This is a genomic window from Halanaerobium hydrogeniformans (assembly GCF_000166415.1).
GTDB classification, from domain to species: domain Bacteria; phylum Bacillota; class Halanaerobiia; order Halanaerobiales; family Halanaerobiaceae; genus Halanaerobium; species Halanaerobium hydrogeniformans.
In genome coordinates this window covers 467,685-483,528 of record NC_014654.1, presented here as the reverse complement: position 1 = coordinate 483,528, position 15,844 = coordinate 467,685, and the positions used below count along the sequence as shown (strand labels likewise).

The following is a 15,844-nucleotide window of genomic DNA, read 5'->3' as shown; positions in this document are numbered from 1 at the left end:
ATTAATTTTCCTCCTCAATCATATTTTCCCTTATTTTTTTAGCCAGTTCGACATGTAATTTGTGACCTGACTTTACTGCTTTAATATGACCCATTATTCTGCCGTTTAAGGCCATATCACCAATAACATCAAGAATTTTATGTCTGACAAATTCATTTTCAAATCTGAGTGGATTAACTGTTCCCTCTTTATCTATTAAAACAGCATTATCTAAACTTCCACCAAGGGCCAGCCCCTGTTGATGCAGTTTTTCTATCTCTTCTGCAAAACCAAAGGTCCGAGCCTGTGCAATTTCTGCTGCAAAATCATCTTTTGAAACATCAAATTCGAAAAAACTCTTCCCAACTACAGGATGGTCATAATCAAGTGTATAAGAAATCTTAAAGCCTGTATAGGGTGAAATGCTGATCGAAGCTGAATTATCACGTACAGAAAGTGTTTTCTCCACTACATAATAGCTTCGTTTTTGCTCCTGTTTTTTGATTCCCACTTCTTTTATCTTTCGATAATAGGGGTAAGCACTACCATCGATAACCGGTATTTCGGGACCAGATACTGCAATCTCTGCATTATCAATCCCGGCTCCCCAGAGTGCTGCCATAAGATGTTCGATGGTGCTTATATTTGCTTTTTTATTTTCCCTGCTGCCGATACTTGTGTTCCGCTTTAGGTTAACAACCGATTCCGGTCGAGCTTTTATCAGTTCTTTCGACTCCAGGTCAGCTCTGAATAAAACTATTCCCCTGTCAGAAGCTGCAGATTTGATCGTTATCTCTGCTTCTTCACCTGTATGAAGTGCTATACCTTTTAACTTAATTTCTTTATTAAGTGTCTGCTGCCTGCCTTTTTTTATAAACAACTCTTTCATCCTCTCGCTTAAAGCCTTTCAATAGTATATTATATATTTATTAACTCAAGAATTCAAGCAAAAAGCAAAAATAGGCAGAATGGTGAATTGCAACATGCAATGCACGCTTTTTTAATCTTTCTTAAAATCACCTGTACCTTCATTACTTCTAGACACTAAAGCTTAATTTCTCTTTAAATAATTTATCTGAGTTTTCATAGTTAAACATTTTTCTAGGATAAGTATTTATAAAATCCTGAATCTTTTTTATCAGTTTTCTCTTAATACCTTTAAAACTTGTGCCTTTAGGTAAAAATCTTCTGATAAACTTATTAGCTACTTCATTTGATCCCCTTTGCCAGCTACAGTATGCATCACAATAATACAAACTAGTTCTAGGTATACTGCTACCTGTATATGATTGTTCTATACCTTCATAATCTGCAAATTCTGAACCGTTGTCTGTAGTAATCGATTTAAATGTTTCCCTAAAATTAACAACCCCAAATCGTCTTTCTATACGATCAAGTCCTTTTACCACTGACTTTGCTTTTTTGTTTGGTATTTTTTCTATGATTTCCTGCCTAGTTTGTCTTTCTGTCAGCACTAGTAAGGCAGGTTCATCTTTTTGTTTTAACCCTTCTACTAAGTCCATCTCCCAATGCCCAAATTCCTCCCTGGTATCAGCTCCTTCAGGCCTATCTCTAATTGTACGACCTTCCTTACGCCTCGTAGTGCTTTCACTTTCTTTTGGTCTGTCTTTCCCAGTTTTATAATTACCATGTGGGAGATCGCTTCTGTCTATATTCAAAACACCTTTATCTATGTAATTATAGATTGTTTTCCAGTGTAATTGAATTTCAAATTTATCTGATTCTTCAATGTCTTTTGCCACTGCTGCAGGAGATCTTAATTCCTTGATTTTTTCTTCTATAAATTCTGCTAACTCTTTATTTTTATCGATTTTTAAATCAGGGCCTTTATTCGAATTATTAAATTCATATACTTTCTGTGCTATCTCTGGTACATATTCTTTTCTGGTTGTTCCATCACCATTATCAAGTTCTACCTCACCTTTTTTATTTCTCGACTGATTGTTGTTCTATGGCAGTTTAATTCTTCGCCTATTTCAGTATAATTTTTTTCTTGGACATTATATAAATGTTTAATTAATTTGCGATCATCAAAATTCAGGTGTTTTCCTTTGCTTCGTTTTGTGTTACAATTACTTTGACACATATTCTGTACCTCCTAATGTTTTTGTCGCTATTAACATTATACAAAAGGTACAGGTATGTGTCTATTTTTTATCTAATCACCGCGTGCATTTAATTATACAATTCAAAAAATAGGCAGAATAGCTAAAATTAAAAATATTTGTTATTTGTCTTCCAGCTCGGCTATTCTCTTTTCAAGCTGCTTAATTTTCTTAATATATTTGGGCAGACGGCGCAGATATGCCTGTTCTTTTAAAGCATCTTTATGATCATGGGCCGGTGCACCTGAGATAAAATCTCCCTGATTGGTTTTAGAGGTGATCATCGCTCTAGCAGCACCGGTAGTATTTTCGGCCAGATTGATATGACCAACCACACCTGCCTGACCACCAAGGGTTACCCTTTTTTCTAAGGTTGTGCTGCCTGCAATTCCCACCTGACCGACCAACATGGATTGCTCACCGACCTCTACATTGTGAGCTATCATGACCAGATTATCCAGCTTGGCACCTTTTTTGATCACCGTTGAACCACTGGCACCCCTGTCGATTGTAGTATTGGCTCCTATTTCTACCTCAGATTCGATAACTACATTTCCCTGCTGGGGTATTTTGTGATGACCCCTTTTATCACTTGCATAACCAAAACCATCTGAGCCTATAACCGCCCCTGACTGGATTATCACCTGATCGGCGATCTCACTTTCCCGCTCGATTATGACACCGGGATGGAAAAGGCAGTCGTTTCCGATCTTTACATCAGGTCCGATAATCACCCCTGGAGCTAAAATCGTATTATCACCAATTTCTGCATTTTCGGAGATAATAACCCCGGGATGGATCGATAGATTTTTACCAAGTTCTGCCGAATCTGCTATAACAGCCTCAGCCGAGATATTAGCTGTAAAATAGGGTCTGTCTGTTAAAAGTTGGGCTGTCTGGGCAAAAACCCGACGCGGGTTATCGCTCAGCAAAAATGTTTTTTCAAAACTTTCTAATTCCAGCTCATCTAAAAGTCCTTTTTTGGTAATTATTAAAGAAGCTGCTGAGTTTAAGGCTTTAGATAAAAATTCTCTGCTGTCAGCAAAGGTTGCAGAAAACTTCTTGCTTTCATTGATCCCCCGAGCAGAATCGATTAAAAGTTCGGGATCTCCCTTCAGCTCAGAATCGGTATACTCAGCCAGTACAGCAGCCTTTATTTTAGAATCTTTTTCTTTTTCTGTCTGCAATTAAATCTGCCTCCCTGCTTAAAAACCATTATTGTTATCTATTTCCCTGATAACAGTCTCTGTGATATCTTCTCCACCTTTGTAGATAGGATGTTTTAAAACTACTGTTTGATAATTTTCTTTTGCGGCCAGCTCTGCTGTAGTTTCTTTAAGAAGCTGCATGATCTCTGCCTCAAGTTCAGCATTTGGCCGGGGATTAGCCTCCACATTCTCTTTTAAATTATTTATATAGCTGCTTTCTGCAGTTAACTGATCTAAATCCACAACAGCCGTTATTTGTGCTTGTTTTAAAACAAAAGGCAGTATTAATGCCAGCACAACTATCAGCACTGCTGCAGCTTTACGGTAATATTCCATCTTAGGTCAAAGCCTCCAGATCAATAATATTTTTCCAGACTTTCTTCGATCAATGCTTCAATTCTAGCTGCCTTATCTTCTCTTTCCCTCTCCATCTCAGCCCTGATTTCTGCTCTGATCCTTTCTAATTCGGCCAGCATTTCCTCTTCTTCCTCGGCCAGTATTTCATTGTGCTCATCTCTAATTTCCTGCCTGAAAGAATAGTATTCCTGGTTGAACTCTAATATCAGGGTCTGGGTTCGGGCAGAAATATCCATGTTTTCCTGTTGACTTCGTTCTGACATCAGCTCTTGCTGTTCTGCTAAAACCTGTTCAAGTTCTTCCTGATGAGGCCTTCTTTCTGAATCACTTTCTGCAACCTTATCAATGGCCAGACGCAGATTTAAGATCCGCAGATAATTATTTTTTATCTGCCGCTGATTATAATCGGAATATTTTTCTCTAATCTCCCGCCTCATTGCCTGCAGCTCTGAACTTAAATTTGCTTCGAGTTCCCGTCTTTTTTCCCTCATCAAGCTGCTTTCTCTGGCTTCAAGCTCAGCCTGCAGCTGATCTAAATCTCTTAGCATTTCTTCTCTTAAACCATCCATTCTTTCCAGACCACGGCTGGTTATTACTGCCAGAGAGCTTTCTTTTGCAGACTCCATAAGCTGAAGGCTCCTATTTCTAAAATCTTCCCGGAAACGCTGATGTTCCTGTTCCTGCTCTGCCAGCAGAGCTTCCAAATCTTTTTCGAGCACCTGAACCTCACCGGCTGAAGCGATATTTTCTCTCTCCACTTCATAGGCAGGATAATATTCTCTAGGATGAGGTATAAAAACATAAACAAGCAGAAATGCAAACAGCAGACCCATGATCAAAGCTGACAAAAATTTAATAGATATTTGATGTTCATCAGGACCTTCCACTGCTGGCACCTCCCCTTGTTTTGAATTTCTTAATTATGGCTTACCACTTAGCCTCTATTTTCTCTAAAACACTTTCGGTTAAATTATAGCCTCCATAGAGTATATATTCTTCTTCCAGAACAAATTTAACATTCTTTTCTGCTGCGGTTTCTTCTATTACCGTCAATAATTCAGCAATTACTCCATCTAAAAGTTCTGCTTCCAGCTCCTGAAGCTGTGCCTGGTGTTTTCTAATAATCTCTTTTTGCTCACTACCACCGGCATCAGCATATTGAGTTTCGATCTCCTGCTGGTATTCAGCGGCTTTTTGATTTAAGGTATTTTCTGCTGCCAGCCTGGCCGGATGTTTTTCAAATATCCGTTCCAGGTTAACATAGGCTACACTATCAACACTTTGATCATCACTGAAGATGCCCAGCGCTAAAAGAGCTGCCAGGATGGCCAATAACAGCAAAAGAACTGCTATTTGAAATTTGCTATTTTTCCAATTCATCATTATTTGCCTCCAGATCAACTGTATTCTCTATTTTTTCTATGCTTTTTTAATCCTCTATTAAAATGTACTGCCAATACTGAAGTGCAGCTGACCATCGCCATCTTCATTCCAACCATAATCAAGTCTTAACTGGCCTACAGGAGTGTTCATCCTGGCCCCAAGTCCATAACCATAATTAAGATCGCTGATCGAGATCTTTCCTCTTTCATCCCAGACATTACCGGCATCTGTAAATAATACTCCACTAAAACTTTCATTAAATGGAATCCGGTATTCTACATTAAAGAGCAAGAGATTATTGTTATCTTTATCCCTAAAATCGAAGTCACTGCGTTCATAACCGCGCAGGGTGTCTGACCCACCTAGATTATACTGTTCTGAACGTGGTAGGTCGGTTCTTGGATAGGTAATCCCCGCCTTTGCTCTTAAAGCAATCGCATGGTCACTGAAACCAGGCAAGTACTTTCTGCTGTCTATATTAAATTTGGTAAAGTCCACATCTCCACCGATAAAATCTCCGGCATGTTCTATATTAAAGTTATTGTGAGAACCACTGCGGGGATGGAAGGTGCTGTCAGCAGTATTTCTATTAAAACCTAAGGTCAATGAGCGCAGACTTGTTGATGTATCATCATCATCAACATCATCCAGCCACTCAATATCCGAGTCTTCCAGTCTGTATCTGAGTGAGGTTCTCCAGTTGCGGGGCAGGGGACGACCCAGGGTAACACTACCACCACGTTTTGATTCCTCATATCTTTCATCATCGATATTTGTTCTCTCGGTTGTTGTATCATAAAGACTGAAACCGAAGGAATAATTTGTATCCCAGAGATATGGCTCATTAAAGTTAAGTGAATAGGTTGTTGTATCACCAAACTGCCATTTAGCAGCAATGCGCTGACCTCTACCAAAGAGGTTTTCTTCACTTACATCAACGAAACCAAGCCAGCCATCTTTGGAACTATAACCTCCACCGAAATTAAGTCTTCCAGTTTGAGCTTCATCAAGTGAGATAACAAGTTTAGCCGTGTTTTCATCAGGATCTACCCTTTCTAATTCCGGGCTGATATTTTCGAAATACTGCAGTCTTACCAGGTTCTGATAACCCTGCTGAATATTTCTGATATTAACAACATCACCCTCTGAAATGGGCATTTCTCTTAAAATAACCTTATCCTGGGTTTTGTCATTACCCTCGATCTCTATTCCAACCAGATAACCTGGATTGATCTCAATATTGAGTACTCCCTCTTCAGAAACGCTGACATCTGTATAACGGGCTAAAATATAGCCGTCATCCTGAATTTTTTCCTGAAGACTTCTCAGATTTTCGTTCATCTTTCTGGCATTTAAAACCTTATCTATTTCAATATCCAGGATCTCTAAAACCCGTTCTTCACTGTAGATTTCTTCATAACCACTGATATTTATCTCGTTTATTATCGGATTTTCCACTACTTCAAAGATAACATGGAGTCCATCCTCATAATTTTCAAAAACTATATTTACATCTGCAAAATAGCCGAGATCATACACAGCCTGCATATCGGCTCTCAAAGCATCCTGATCAGTCTGTTCGCCAACCTCTGTTTCAACCTGATCTAAAATCTCAGATTCGCTTATATGTTCATTGCCCTCAACCGAAATTCTTGTAATCTCATCGATCGGTATCTGCTGGGCAGAGGCAGAAACTGTTACAAAGGCAAATAAGATTAAGCTCAAGATTAAAATTGTCTTTATCGACAGAAATTTTACTTTCATTATACTCCTCCTAAAATTATATCTTTATTTGTTAAACTTTTGATCATTAAAATCCAAACTCTGTTTCTATACTAATTTGATATTCATCATCTCCAAAATAGCTTCCTTTAAGAGATGTTATATCTGTTAAACGATACTGGAAGGAAAGTTCTCCTTCTCTCTCTTCACCCTCAGCAAAAAAGCTTGCATATTCTAGATAAAGCTTATCACTAAGATCTTTACCAAGATAAATTGCAAATTCTCTTTCTAATCCATACTGAAAAGCATCAATCTCTAATCTGTCGAGGTCTAATGCCCTCTGAAAACCACTTTCTATTTTACTGATCACATCTTCCTGGAAAAAAACATTTAATAATCTGGTCAGTTCCTGCAAAATGATACTTTCTATCCCTACTTCTTCATCACCTAAAATCGCTGTACCCAAAGCACCTCTTGTTGTCAGCAGGTGAAGTATTTCTTCTTCAGTCATCTCAGGAGTAGAAGTCAGGGTTATCCGCATATCATCTGCCGGTCCTGTTAAATTGATATTTATCTCCCTACCACCGGCATAGGTAACCGCATTAACTCTTAGAGATGGTATATTATCCTCATCAACCGGGGTAAAGATGGCCTGACCATTAACCAGGGTAAAACGAGAATTATAATAATTAAATACCCCCTGGTTACTGCGTAAGCGGCCTTCCATTTCCAGCACATCTTCTCTTGTATTGTCAAAATTAATATTTAAACTGCCACTTTCAACGAGAACATTCATATTAGGGTTACGAACCCTTACTTCATCTAAAGGTACTATATCTATATCAACTCTAGGCACAAAATCATCTTCATCAAACTGTGGTTCAGGCCATTCAAATGGTATACCAATTTTCATATTATAGGCTTCTAAGTCACCTGTTAAAACCGGATCAAGCAGGGCCCCAGTAAATTTACCATCGAGATTGAACTCTCCATCAACAGAACCCCTTAAAAAGTAGAGTCTTTCTCCTTTTAAATCCAGGTTCCAGGCATTTTCTTCAGCAAAAAGATCTATATTTCCACTGACATCAAAATTACCATCTGCAAACAAACCATCCAGTCTCTGTACAATAATATTAGAACGGCTTAGTTCGATTACCCCCTTAAAATCTCTGATCGGATGGGATAAGCCGAGCTCTAGTGAACGACCGGCGATCCTTAGTTCTCCACCTAAAATAGCTTCTTCTATACTACCAGTAACACTAACATTACCATCTATCTGCCCATCAGCTGTCATATCTTCAGAGAAAAAGGACAGCAAAAAGGCTATAGGTAGTGAATTGATCTCAGAATCAAGATCAAGCTGATCTTCTAAAATCGAATAACTGCCTTCAAGTTCAAGATTACCACCCTGTTGAAACTCTATTCTTTCCTGAACAGAAATAAAGTTACCGTCTTCAAAGGTAAATTCACCTTCTAAAGATTCTATTGCGATCTCATTAAGGGTGATCTCTGTTAAACTGTGTTCAAGCTCAAGCAGTGGAGCATCTATACTACCGCTGATACTACCCTCACAGGCAAAATTACTGATCAAACTCAAATTGTAATCGAACTGCCTGTAGACAAAATCTATCGGGATATCAGATGAACTAAAATCTATATCTAATTCTCTACCTGCTTTACCACTGATTTCAAAACTAGAATTCTGATGTTCCATAAAGTTCCCACTGATATCAAGTTGAGCTGCAACATCTCTTCCTTCTCCACTTATTTCAGCCCGACCATTTAGGATCATATCTTCTGCTAATGGGTAAAAATTAGCAAATTTTTCTACAGTATTTTTTAGCGGAACCTCTTTAATTGCTAATTCTAAATCAGCTCGCTGTACAGTTCTAAGCTCTGACAGTTCTCCACTGAGATCATAGCTACCCTGATCAACCATGAAATCAAATTGCTCAAGGATTAAACGATCTTCTAAAACCAGGTAGCTAAAGCTGTTTTCTAAAAATTCTATCTCTAAATTTTGATAACTTAAAGAATTAGAGATAATATTAAAATCTAATTGAGGTGCGAAGATATCGCCCCTTAATTCTCCTTCAAGATCTACAATCCCACTTAAAGTATCAGAACGAGGAATAAACTCCCCTAAGTACTGACTAAGCTCAAAGTTTTGAAGCTGATAGTCGATTTCAAAACCATCCTGCTGATCATAGCTGCCAGCAGCATTGAACTCCAGATCCTGGTGAACCGCTCGTAATTCTTCCAGTTCAAAACGAGAATTTTCTCTAGACAGTCTGGCATTTAAAGTTGAAAATTCAAATTCCTGGCCTGCAGAAAGAAATATAGTATTATCTGCTTCCAGATGAAGATTAATATCTGGATCAAAGAGGGTACCACCTAGAGCAACTTCGATGTTTACAGCTCCATTTAAGGGTAGTTCTCTATTAATTATCTCAGAAATATCATTATAATAAAAATTATCTGTGTTAAAGTTTAAAGCAAGCTCTGCTTCTGAAGGCCGATTCAGGTTATCAATTCTACCTGAACCCAGTAGTTCTCCCTGATTTAAATCAGCTGAAAATCTCTGCAGATCCAGATTGTGCTCTTCATAAACAGCTCTTAAAGTTAAATTTTCTAAATTATAATTCTGATAACTGAGATGAGACATCTCAGCGGTTAAAGTAGCCCTTGGATTATTAAAACTGCTGCTAACAGAACCCTCAAGATGGTCAAACACTGTATTCAAATCTGCTAAAAATTCTTCTTCAAAACCATTTAAACTGGCGATCAAAGTTGGATCAATATCCCGGCCAGCATAACTTAAATCAAGGCTCTGATCGGCAAAATTGATTTCTCCACTTAAATCTAACCTGCCATGGTCTGATTCCATTTTAAAGCTGCTTAAATTTAAAATTTCTTCATAATACCAGAAAGAAGAAAGAAAAGAAAACTCTCTGTCTTCAGACAATCTGAGGTCAAGGCTTAACTCTCCGGTAGATGAAAGGTCTCTATCCCCTGTATAAATACCGGCAGTATCTATTAAAAAATCAAGCTCTTTAGCTTCATTTGCCAGCAGTAGATCTAAAGTAGGATTATCTAATTCAAACTCTTCAATTAAGTTCTGCAGCTGTTGATTTAATTTAAGTTCGGTAGCTTCTGCATTTAAAAGATAGTTATTGTTCTGATAATTATAGTTTCCTTTCAGATTAAGCTCTCCACCATCAGCGAAATTTAATTCTCCTCTATCAAGAAAAATATCTTCATCTAAAAGTCTCAACTCAAAGCTGCTCTGCTCGATTTCAAAATCAAGTGCTGTTGACAGATTTTGAGCACTAAGTTCCAGACTACCCTTTTTAAAGTTATCATCCTCACCTTCAGCAAATAGTTTGAAATCGAAGATTCCTGAGCTGAGATATTCTTCTAAAAATTCATAGTCAAGTCTTAAGGCATCAGCTGCAGCTTGAATTTCAAAATCACCATCTACACTGTATTTAAATGCAAGCTCTATAATATTGTTATCGATATCGATCAAACTCTTAGCAAAGGCAGCCCTCAATTCGGGGCCATCTATCAACAAATCTCCTTCAGCCAGACTGAACTCAAACTCTTCTCGCTGTTGACCTGCTTCGTTTTCAAATTGATAATTAGCTGGTAGCTTAATATTCTCCAGCCCGATTTCTGCCTGATAACTTTCGATTTTACCTTCACCAAAATTGATCTGCCCTTTAAAAGCTGCCAGACCCTCAATTTCATCCAGATCAAGTGTGAACTCAGCTAAATTATAGCTTTCTACCTCAAGCAGCTGTCCCAAACTAGCTAAATCTATTTTAGAAGTATTTAAATATAAATCTGTCTGCTGCTCTGATTGCTTTAAGTTGAGCTCCAATTTATCTAAATTGAAATCACTTAAATACTGACCATCAGGTAGTAGAATTTGGGATATCTCAACTTCAGAACTGAAGTTAAAATCAAAATCTTTAACAGACCTTGCTCTTAAACCTAAATTTAAAGAATCTAATCTAAAACTATAATCTTCCAGACGTGAATACAGCACTGAATCTTCTATATTTAGATCAAAATTGGCCAAAAATGCCGGCAACTCTAGTTCTGCTGCCCTATCTGCCAACTCTTTTTCCAGTTCTTCTTCGGTTGTTTCCTCAAGATCCGGGCCAGCACCGGGCAGCTCAATATCAAGTTCTTCGATCTCTATAACAGCATTTTTTAAGCCGATAAATTCTATCCCGATAAAACCATTATCAGCCCTGAAGTTAAAACTATAATCAAGCTCAAACTCTTCGGCCCTAAAGGAATTACCAAGTTCATCACTGTACTCAAATTCTTCAATATTTATTCTGTTGAGAGGCCATAGTGAAATGGATTCAAAGGCAATATCGCCCCCGATTTCTCTTTCCAGCAGGGCAATAATGTCATCTTCAAAAAATCTTGGAAGGCCTGATAATAAGCTTAGTACATAAGCAGCAAGAATCAAGAATATCAGAACACCAATTAGATATTTAATTTGCTTATCCATTTAAAAACCTCCACTAATCAGGATACCCTTCCTTTTCGGCTAGTTATCGCCTTCAGTTTCTTCATCTTCTAGATCATTATCTTCTTCGTTTTCTGGAGAAATTTCGTCCTCAACTTCTACCTCAGTTTCCTCTTCAACAGTTATCTCTGAATCATCTGTTTCTGTATCCTCATCAAGCGCCAGAATTTCTATATCTAAATTAAGGCTTCCTTCCAGTACATAGTCGGTTGGATACCTTTGTTTAATTTCATCTTCCTCACTGATTTCTTGAGGTTTTTCGACTTCCTCATCATTTTCAGGTTCACGCTCCGGTTCAGGAATCTCTTCCTCATCTATCTCTTCAGCTTCACCAGGTGCTTGATCACTGCTTTCTAGATATTCTGAGCGGGAAAAAGCTGGATAAAGCTGTAAGATTAAATCATTGTTATCCGGGCTATCAAGATAGCTCTGCAGCATCGACTCAAAACTTGTGTGGCCAGAAATTTCTGCCCTTCCATTTGAGCTGCTCTGCAGCTGATTGCTGTCTTCGAGCCTGGCAGTTTCTCCAGTAAAGCCTCCATCTACAAAAAGTGTGGCCAGTCCTGGCTCAACATCATCCGGCAGCTGTAGTTTGACAATTTTTGTTTCGGTCCCATCTCGATAACGGTGCAGGGTTACCTCTACCTCAAGCTCATCACCTGGATATATTTCGTCATTTAAAACCTCAGCTTCCTGAATCAAAGCAACACTATCTGATTTATCTATATCAATCTCTAATCTAACATCTATTAAATTAATTTCTTTAAATGGATTTGTAGTAATTAAATTAATAAGTCCTGCAAAATCATTCAGAGAAACCATCGCAATATCATTCCGGCTGTAATACATATCAGTTGACTCTACCTGTAAGCCGGGCAGACCTCTTCCCATTACTTTTAATCTAGAACGCGCAGTTCCGGAACCGATTCTGTCCAGTGCTGCATCGATAGACTGCAGGGCAGCACTATTGGCTAGTCCTGGAAAAAGAGTTTCATCATTTATGATCTGTAAACTAACTTCTTTTTTCTCGACCCCATCCTCTGAAATTGAAACATAGAGGGGAATTATCCGGGGGAATTGTCCTACCTGACCGGCAATACCAGCATTTCTATCCTGGGTAATTGAGCCGATTAAAGTCTGATAGGGAGAGCTCATCTTAAAAGGTGCCTGTAGACTTGGAATGATCTCATGCACAAAAGCCCTGCTTAAAAGATAATTTACCTCACCTCGATTTGTAAACTGATGAGCAAATGCTATAATTTGATTATCATCAACATAGCTGACCGTACCAGTTGAGCCTACATTAATATCTCCTCTTACAAGCTGAACCGCTACCGCATCTCCTGCCTGTAGATCACCAAGGTCCTCTTCTTCTTCCATAACACCAGGGCTTACAACAACCTCTAAATCTAATTCTTCCATATCTTCTTCTAATCTTTTTAGGGCCCTACCGCTCATTCCACTGACCATCAATGGAGTATTTGTTCTGGCCAGATTTTCACTTAAAGAAAGTGATTCACTTTCTATCTCATCTTCAAATTGATCTTCAACCTCACCTTCAAATTCTTCATCGAAAAATTCATCTTCATCCAATTCTTTGTCTTCTAAAAGATCCAGCATTCTCTCGATTGGAGTTACCAGACCATAGCGGTGGTCACTAAAATTCCAGCCATAACCTATAGCACCGATCAATTTATCATCAACATAGATTGGACTACCACTCATCCCGGAAGCAACTCCACCGGCAGCTTCAATTTTGTCTCCGCTTACCTTAATCAGGATTAAATTGTGGTCAAAATTCCTGTTTCTGGTGACACTTATAATCTCGACCGGAAACTCCTCTATCTCCGTCCCCCTAAAAACCGTTCTCCCATAACCGCTCATACCTGCCTCTATATCTTCTAAAGGCATTATATTTTCAGCTGCCGAAATGGCCAGCGATAGGCTTAAAATCATTATAATGGTCAACAAAAATACAAATAAAACTTTTTTATTTTTCAAATTATCATTCCTCTCCAGATAAATTTAAGAAGAACTTCCTTTCTCTCCCGTACTTAAAACATTGGATATATTATCAAGTTCCGATAATGCATGGCCTGTTCCTTCTGCAACACAGATAAGGGGGTCATCTGTTACAAAAGCACTAACTTCTGTGTTAGCTGAAATAAATTTATCTATCCCTTTTAAAAGTGCTCCCCCACCTGTTAATATTATTCCCTTTTCAACTATATCACCAGAAAGTTCCGGGGGTGTTTTCTCTAAAACCCTTCTTGCAGCATGGGCAATATTATCGAGCAGTTCTTTAAAAGCTTTCTGGGTTTCTGCACTGGTGATCTCTATATGTCTTGGTAAACCGGTCATCAGATCTCTTCCCTTAACTTCATAACTTAGTTCAAGCTCTGGATTTGCGGTTCCGATATTGATCTTTATCTCCTCAGCGGTAGATTCACCGATCACCAGGTTGTAGTGTTCTCTAACAAAACGAACTAAAGCTTCATTAAATTTATCTCCACCTACCCTGATCGATTCTCCGGTAACTATTCCTCCCAGTGATAAAACTGCAATCTCTGTTGTTCCTCCTCCAATATCGATTATCATATTGCCTTCTGCTTTTTCGATCTGCAGCCCGGATCCGATTGCTGCAGCAATTGGCTCTTCGATCAAAAAGGCCTGTCTGGCCCCAACCTGAAGTGCAGCTTCCAGCACTGCCCTACTTTCAACTCCTGTAACACCAACCGGGATACAAACCATGATCAGCGGCTTTATAAAACGGCTTTTTACCCCGACTTTTTTCAAAAAACTTTTCAACATTAATTCTGCCACTTCAAAATTTGCTATAACACCATCTTTTAATGGTCTAACCACTTTAATATGATCTGGTGTTCTTCCTAACATTCTTCTTGCTTCTTCTCCTACTGCAATAACACTATTACTATTAGTGTTAATAGCAACAAAAGAAGGTTCCTGAAGTACTATTCCTTTGTTTTGTTCATATATAATTACTGTAGCTGTTCCGAGATCGATCGCAATTTTTTTGCTAAATTTATTCAAAAGTTTTGTAAACATATATTACCCCTTTCACTACTATAAATTGCTTAAAATTATCTTAGATTTATTTAGATGTCTATTGTATTTAATTTCTCTAAAAAAGAGCGAATTCCTGCTAATCATGTTCTGCTTCTCCAGAACGAATAAGAGCTTCTTTGGTTAGAAGCGGACCAAAAATTTCTGTTATGGCAGCTGTTAAAATGATTAAATTAAAAATCAACAAAGCTGTTTCGGGAACCTGGGAAAACTGTTTCTGTACCGAAAATGCAAGTGCTATTGCTACCCCTCCCTGGGGTATCAATCCCATTCCAATATATTTTTTAACATTTATGTGAGCATCTGAAATCCTGCCTGCAATAAATGCTCCGCCAACTTTGGCAATAATTCTGACAGTAAGGAAAACTAAAGCAGTATAGATAAAGGTAGAAGATGCCATTTGACTGAAACGAATTTCTGCACCTGCGAAAATAAAGAACATCGCATATAATGGAATTGTAAGAGTATCAAGATACTCAGATATCTGGAGATTTTTTTCGGCAAAATTACGGATCGAAAAACCGACCGCCAGGTTGGTAATCAAAGAAGAAAGCCCAAAAAAGAGGCTTAAAGCTGAACTCAAAACAACTGCTGTGATGATACTGATAACCTTTTTTGTTTTATCATCTACATAGCTAATATAATGCTGGGCAGCATAACCTATTCCCAGACCAAGTACTACAGCAGCAATAATATTTAAAAACGGAACTAGCAAAACATCTATCGATAAAAATGCTCCTCCACCCTCGATCATCAGTATAGAAAGTGGACTTAAAAGTCCAAAGATAATCAAAGCTAAGGTATTATCTAAACCAACAACGGCCATTAGGGTAGAACTTAAAGGTCCTTCTGCATTGTATTCTTTAAGCACCATTACAGTTGAAGCAGGTGCCGAAGCTGCTGCTATTGCTCCAAGCAGGACTGCTGCATAAGCTGGAACTCCGATCAGATAAACTGCCAGAGCGGTAAAGATTACCGCGGCCAGGGCCTCAAATAACGCAATTAAATAAATGTTTTTACCAAGTCGTTTAAAGGTTCGAATCGATAATTCGCTTCCGATGGTAAAAACGATAAAGGCCAGAGCTATCTGGGTTATATAATCCAGGTTAAAAACTAAAAACTCATACCAGTGATGAAACTCACTTTCTAAAAATGGTAGAAGCCCTAGAATATCCGGTGAAATTAATATACCAAATAAAACATACCCAACCACAATTGGTAAACTGTATTTTTTTGATATAACAACCGCCAGTAGTGATAAAAGTAAAAAGAATGCCAGCAGATATATTGCCCTTGTCTGAAGATCATTTAACTGTAACCATTGTTCAAGTTGATAGAGTTCAGAAGAGCTTACTATTATATTTTCCATTTTCACACCTCATTATATACTATGAATCTTAAAAAAAGATTAAAATTATGCTTTTTAGTCAGCAATTCTG

The 15,844-nt window shown here is 38.1% G+C and carries 10 protein-coding genes and 1 pseudogene; all 11 read right to left on the bottom strand.

From position 1 onward, the window contains the following. Position 1: 1 nt before the first annotated feature. Positions 2–868 (bottom strand): UDP-3-O-acyl-N-acetylglucosamine deacetylase, encoded by an 867-nt coding sequence (gene lpxC, locus HALSA_RS02145; RefSeq protein WP_041595753.1) that lies wholly within the window; start codon positions 866–868, stop codon positions 2–4. Between the two features lie 148 nt (positions 869–1,016). Next, a pseudogene (locus tag HALSA_RS02140) lies at positions 1,017–2,086 on the bottom strand (IS30 family transposase). A 141-nt stretch (positions 2,087–2,227) separates the two neighbouring features. Beyond that, positions 2,228–3,292, bottom strand: coding sequence for a UDP-3-O-(3-hydroxymyristoyl)glucosamine N-acyltransferase (lpxD, locus tag HALSA_RS02135; RefSeq protein ID WP_013404999.1), 1,065 nt, complete (start codon positions 3,290–3,292; stop codon positions 2,228–2,230). A gap of 18 nt (positions 3,293–3,310) precedes the next feature. Beyond that, complete coding sequence (locus tag HALSA_RS02130; RefSeq protein WP_013404998.1) at positions 3,311–3,649, bottom strand: hypothetical protein; 339 nt, start codon at positions 3,647–3,649, stop codon at positions 3,311–3,313. Between the two features lie 20 nt (positions 3,650–3,669). After that, complete coding sequence (locus tag HALSA_RS02125) at positions 3,670–4,557, bottom strand: coiled-coil domain-containing protein (RefSeq protein WP_013404997.1); 888 nt, start codon at positions 4,555–4,557, stop codon at positions 3,670–3,672. A gap of 40 nt (positions 4,558–4,597) precedes the next feature. Then, entirely contained in the window at positions 4,598–5,053 is a 456-nt protein-coding gene (locus HALSA_RS02120; protein ID WP_013404996.1) for an OmpH/Skp family outer membrane protein, read from the bottom strand. A gap of 57 nt (positions 5,054–5,110) precedes the next feature. Beyond that, the gene (locus tag HALSA_RS02115; RefSeq protein ID WP_013404995.1) at positions 5,111–6,817 is read right to left on the bottom strand and encodes a BamA/OMP85 family outer membrane protein; all 1,707 of its coding nucleotides are present in this window, start codon (positions 6,815–6,817) and stop codon (positions 5,111–5,113) included. A 46-nt stretch (positions 6,818–6,863) separates the two neighbouring features. Next, positions 6,864–11,303 (bottom strand): translocation/assembly module TamB domain-containing protein, encoded by a 4,440-nt coding sequence (locus tag HALSA_RS02110; RefSeq protein WP_013404994.1) that lies wholly within the window; start codon positions 11,301–11,303, stop codon positions 6,864–6,866. A gap of 39 nt (positions 11,304–11,342) precedes the next feature. Beyond that, complete coding sequence (locus tag HALSA_RS02105) at positions 11,343–13,322, bottom strand: SpoIVB peptidase S55 domain-containing protein (protein WP_013404993.1); 1,980 nt, start codon at positions 13,320–13,322, stop codon at positions 11,343–11,345. A 24-nt stretch (positions 13,323–13,346) separates the two neighbouring features. After that, positions 13,347–14,387 carry a rod shape-determining protein gene (mreB, locus tag HALSA_RS02100; RefSeq protein WP_013404992.1) on the bottom strand — a complete coding sequence of 347 codons (1,041 nt, stop codon included), beginning with the start codon at positions 14,385–14,387 and terminating at the stop codon, positions 13,347–13,349. 97 nt (positions 14,388–14,484) lie between these two features. Then, positions 14,485–15,774: a cation:proton antiporter gene (locus HALSA_RS02095; RefSeq protein ID WP_013404991.1), complete on the bottom strand. Its 1,290-nt coding sequence runs from the start codon at positions 15,772–15,774 to the stop codon at positions 14,485–14,487. Positions 15,775–15,844 lie beyond the last annotated feature (70 nt).

Coding starts and splice junctions, on each gene's coding strand:
- HALSA_RS02120 (WP_013404996.1), bottom strand. CDS start 5,053: ATGATGAATTGGAAAAATAGCAAATTTCAAATAGCAGTTCTTTTGCTG.
- lpxC (WP_041595753.1), bottom strand. CDS start 868: ATGAAAGAGTTGTTTATAAAAAAAGGCAGGCAGCAGACACTTAATAAA.
- HALSA_RS02110 (WP_013404994.1), bottom strand. CDS start 11,303: ATGGATAAGCAAATTAAATATCTAATTGGTGTTCTGATATTCTTGATT.
- HALSA_RS02115 (WP_013404995.1), bottom strand. CDS start 6,817: ATGAAAGTAAAATTTCTGTCGATAAAGACAATTTTAATCTTGAGCTTA.
- HALSA_RS02130 (WP_013404998.1), bottom strand. CDS start 3,649: ATGGAATATTACCGTAAAGCTGCAGCAGTGCTGATAGTTGTGCTGGCA.
- HALSA_RS02095 (WP_013404991.1), bottom strand. CDS start 15,774: ATGGAAAATATAATAGTAAGCTCTTCTGAACTCTATCAACTTGAACAA.
- mreB (WP_013404992.1), bottom strand. CDS start 14,387: ATGTTTACAAAACTTTTGAATAAATTTAGCAAAAAAATTGCGATCGAT.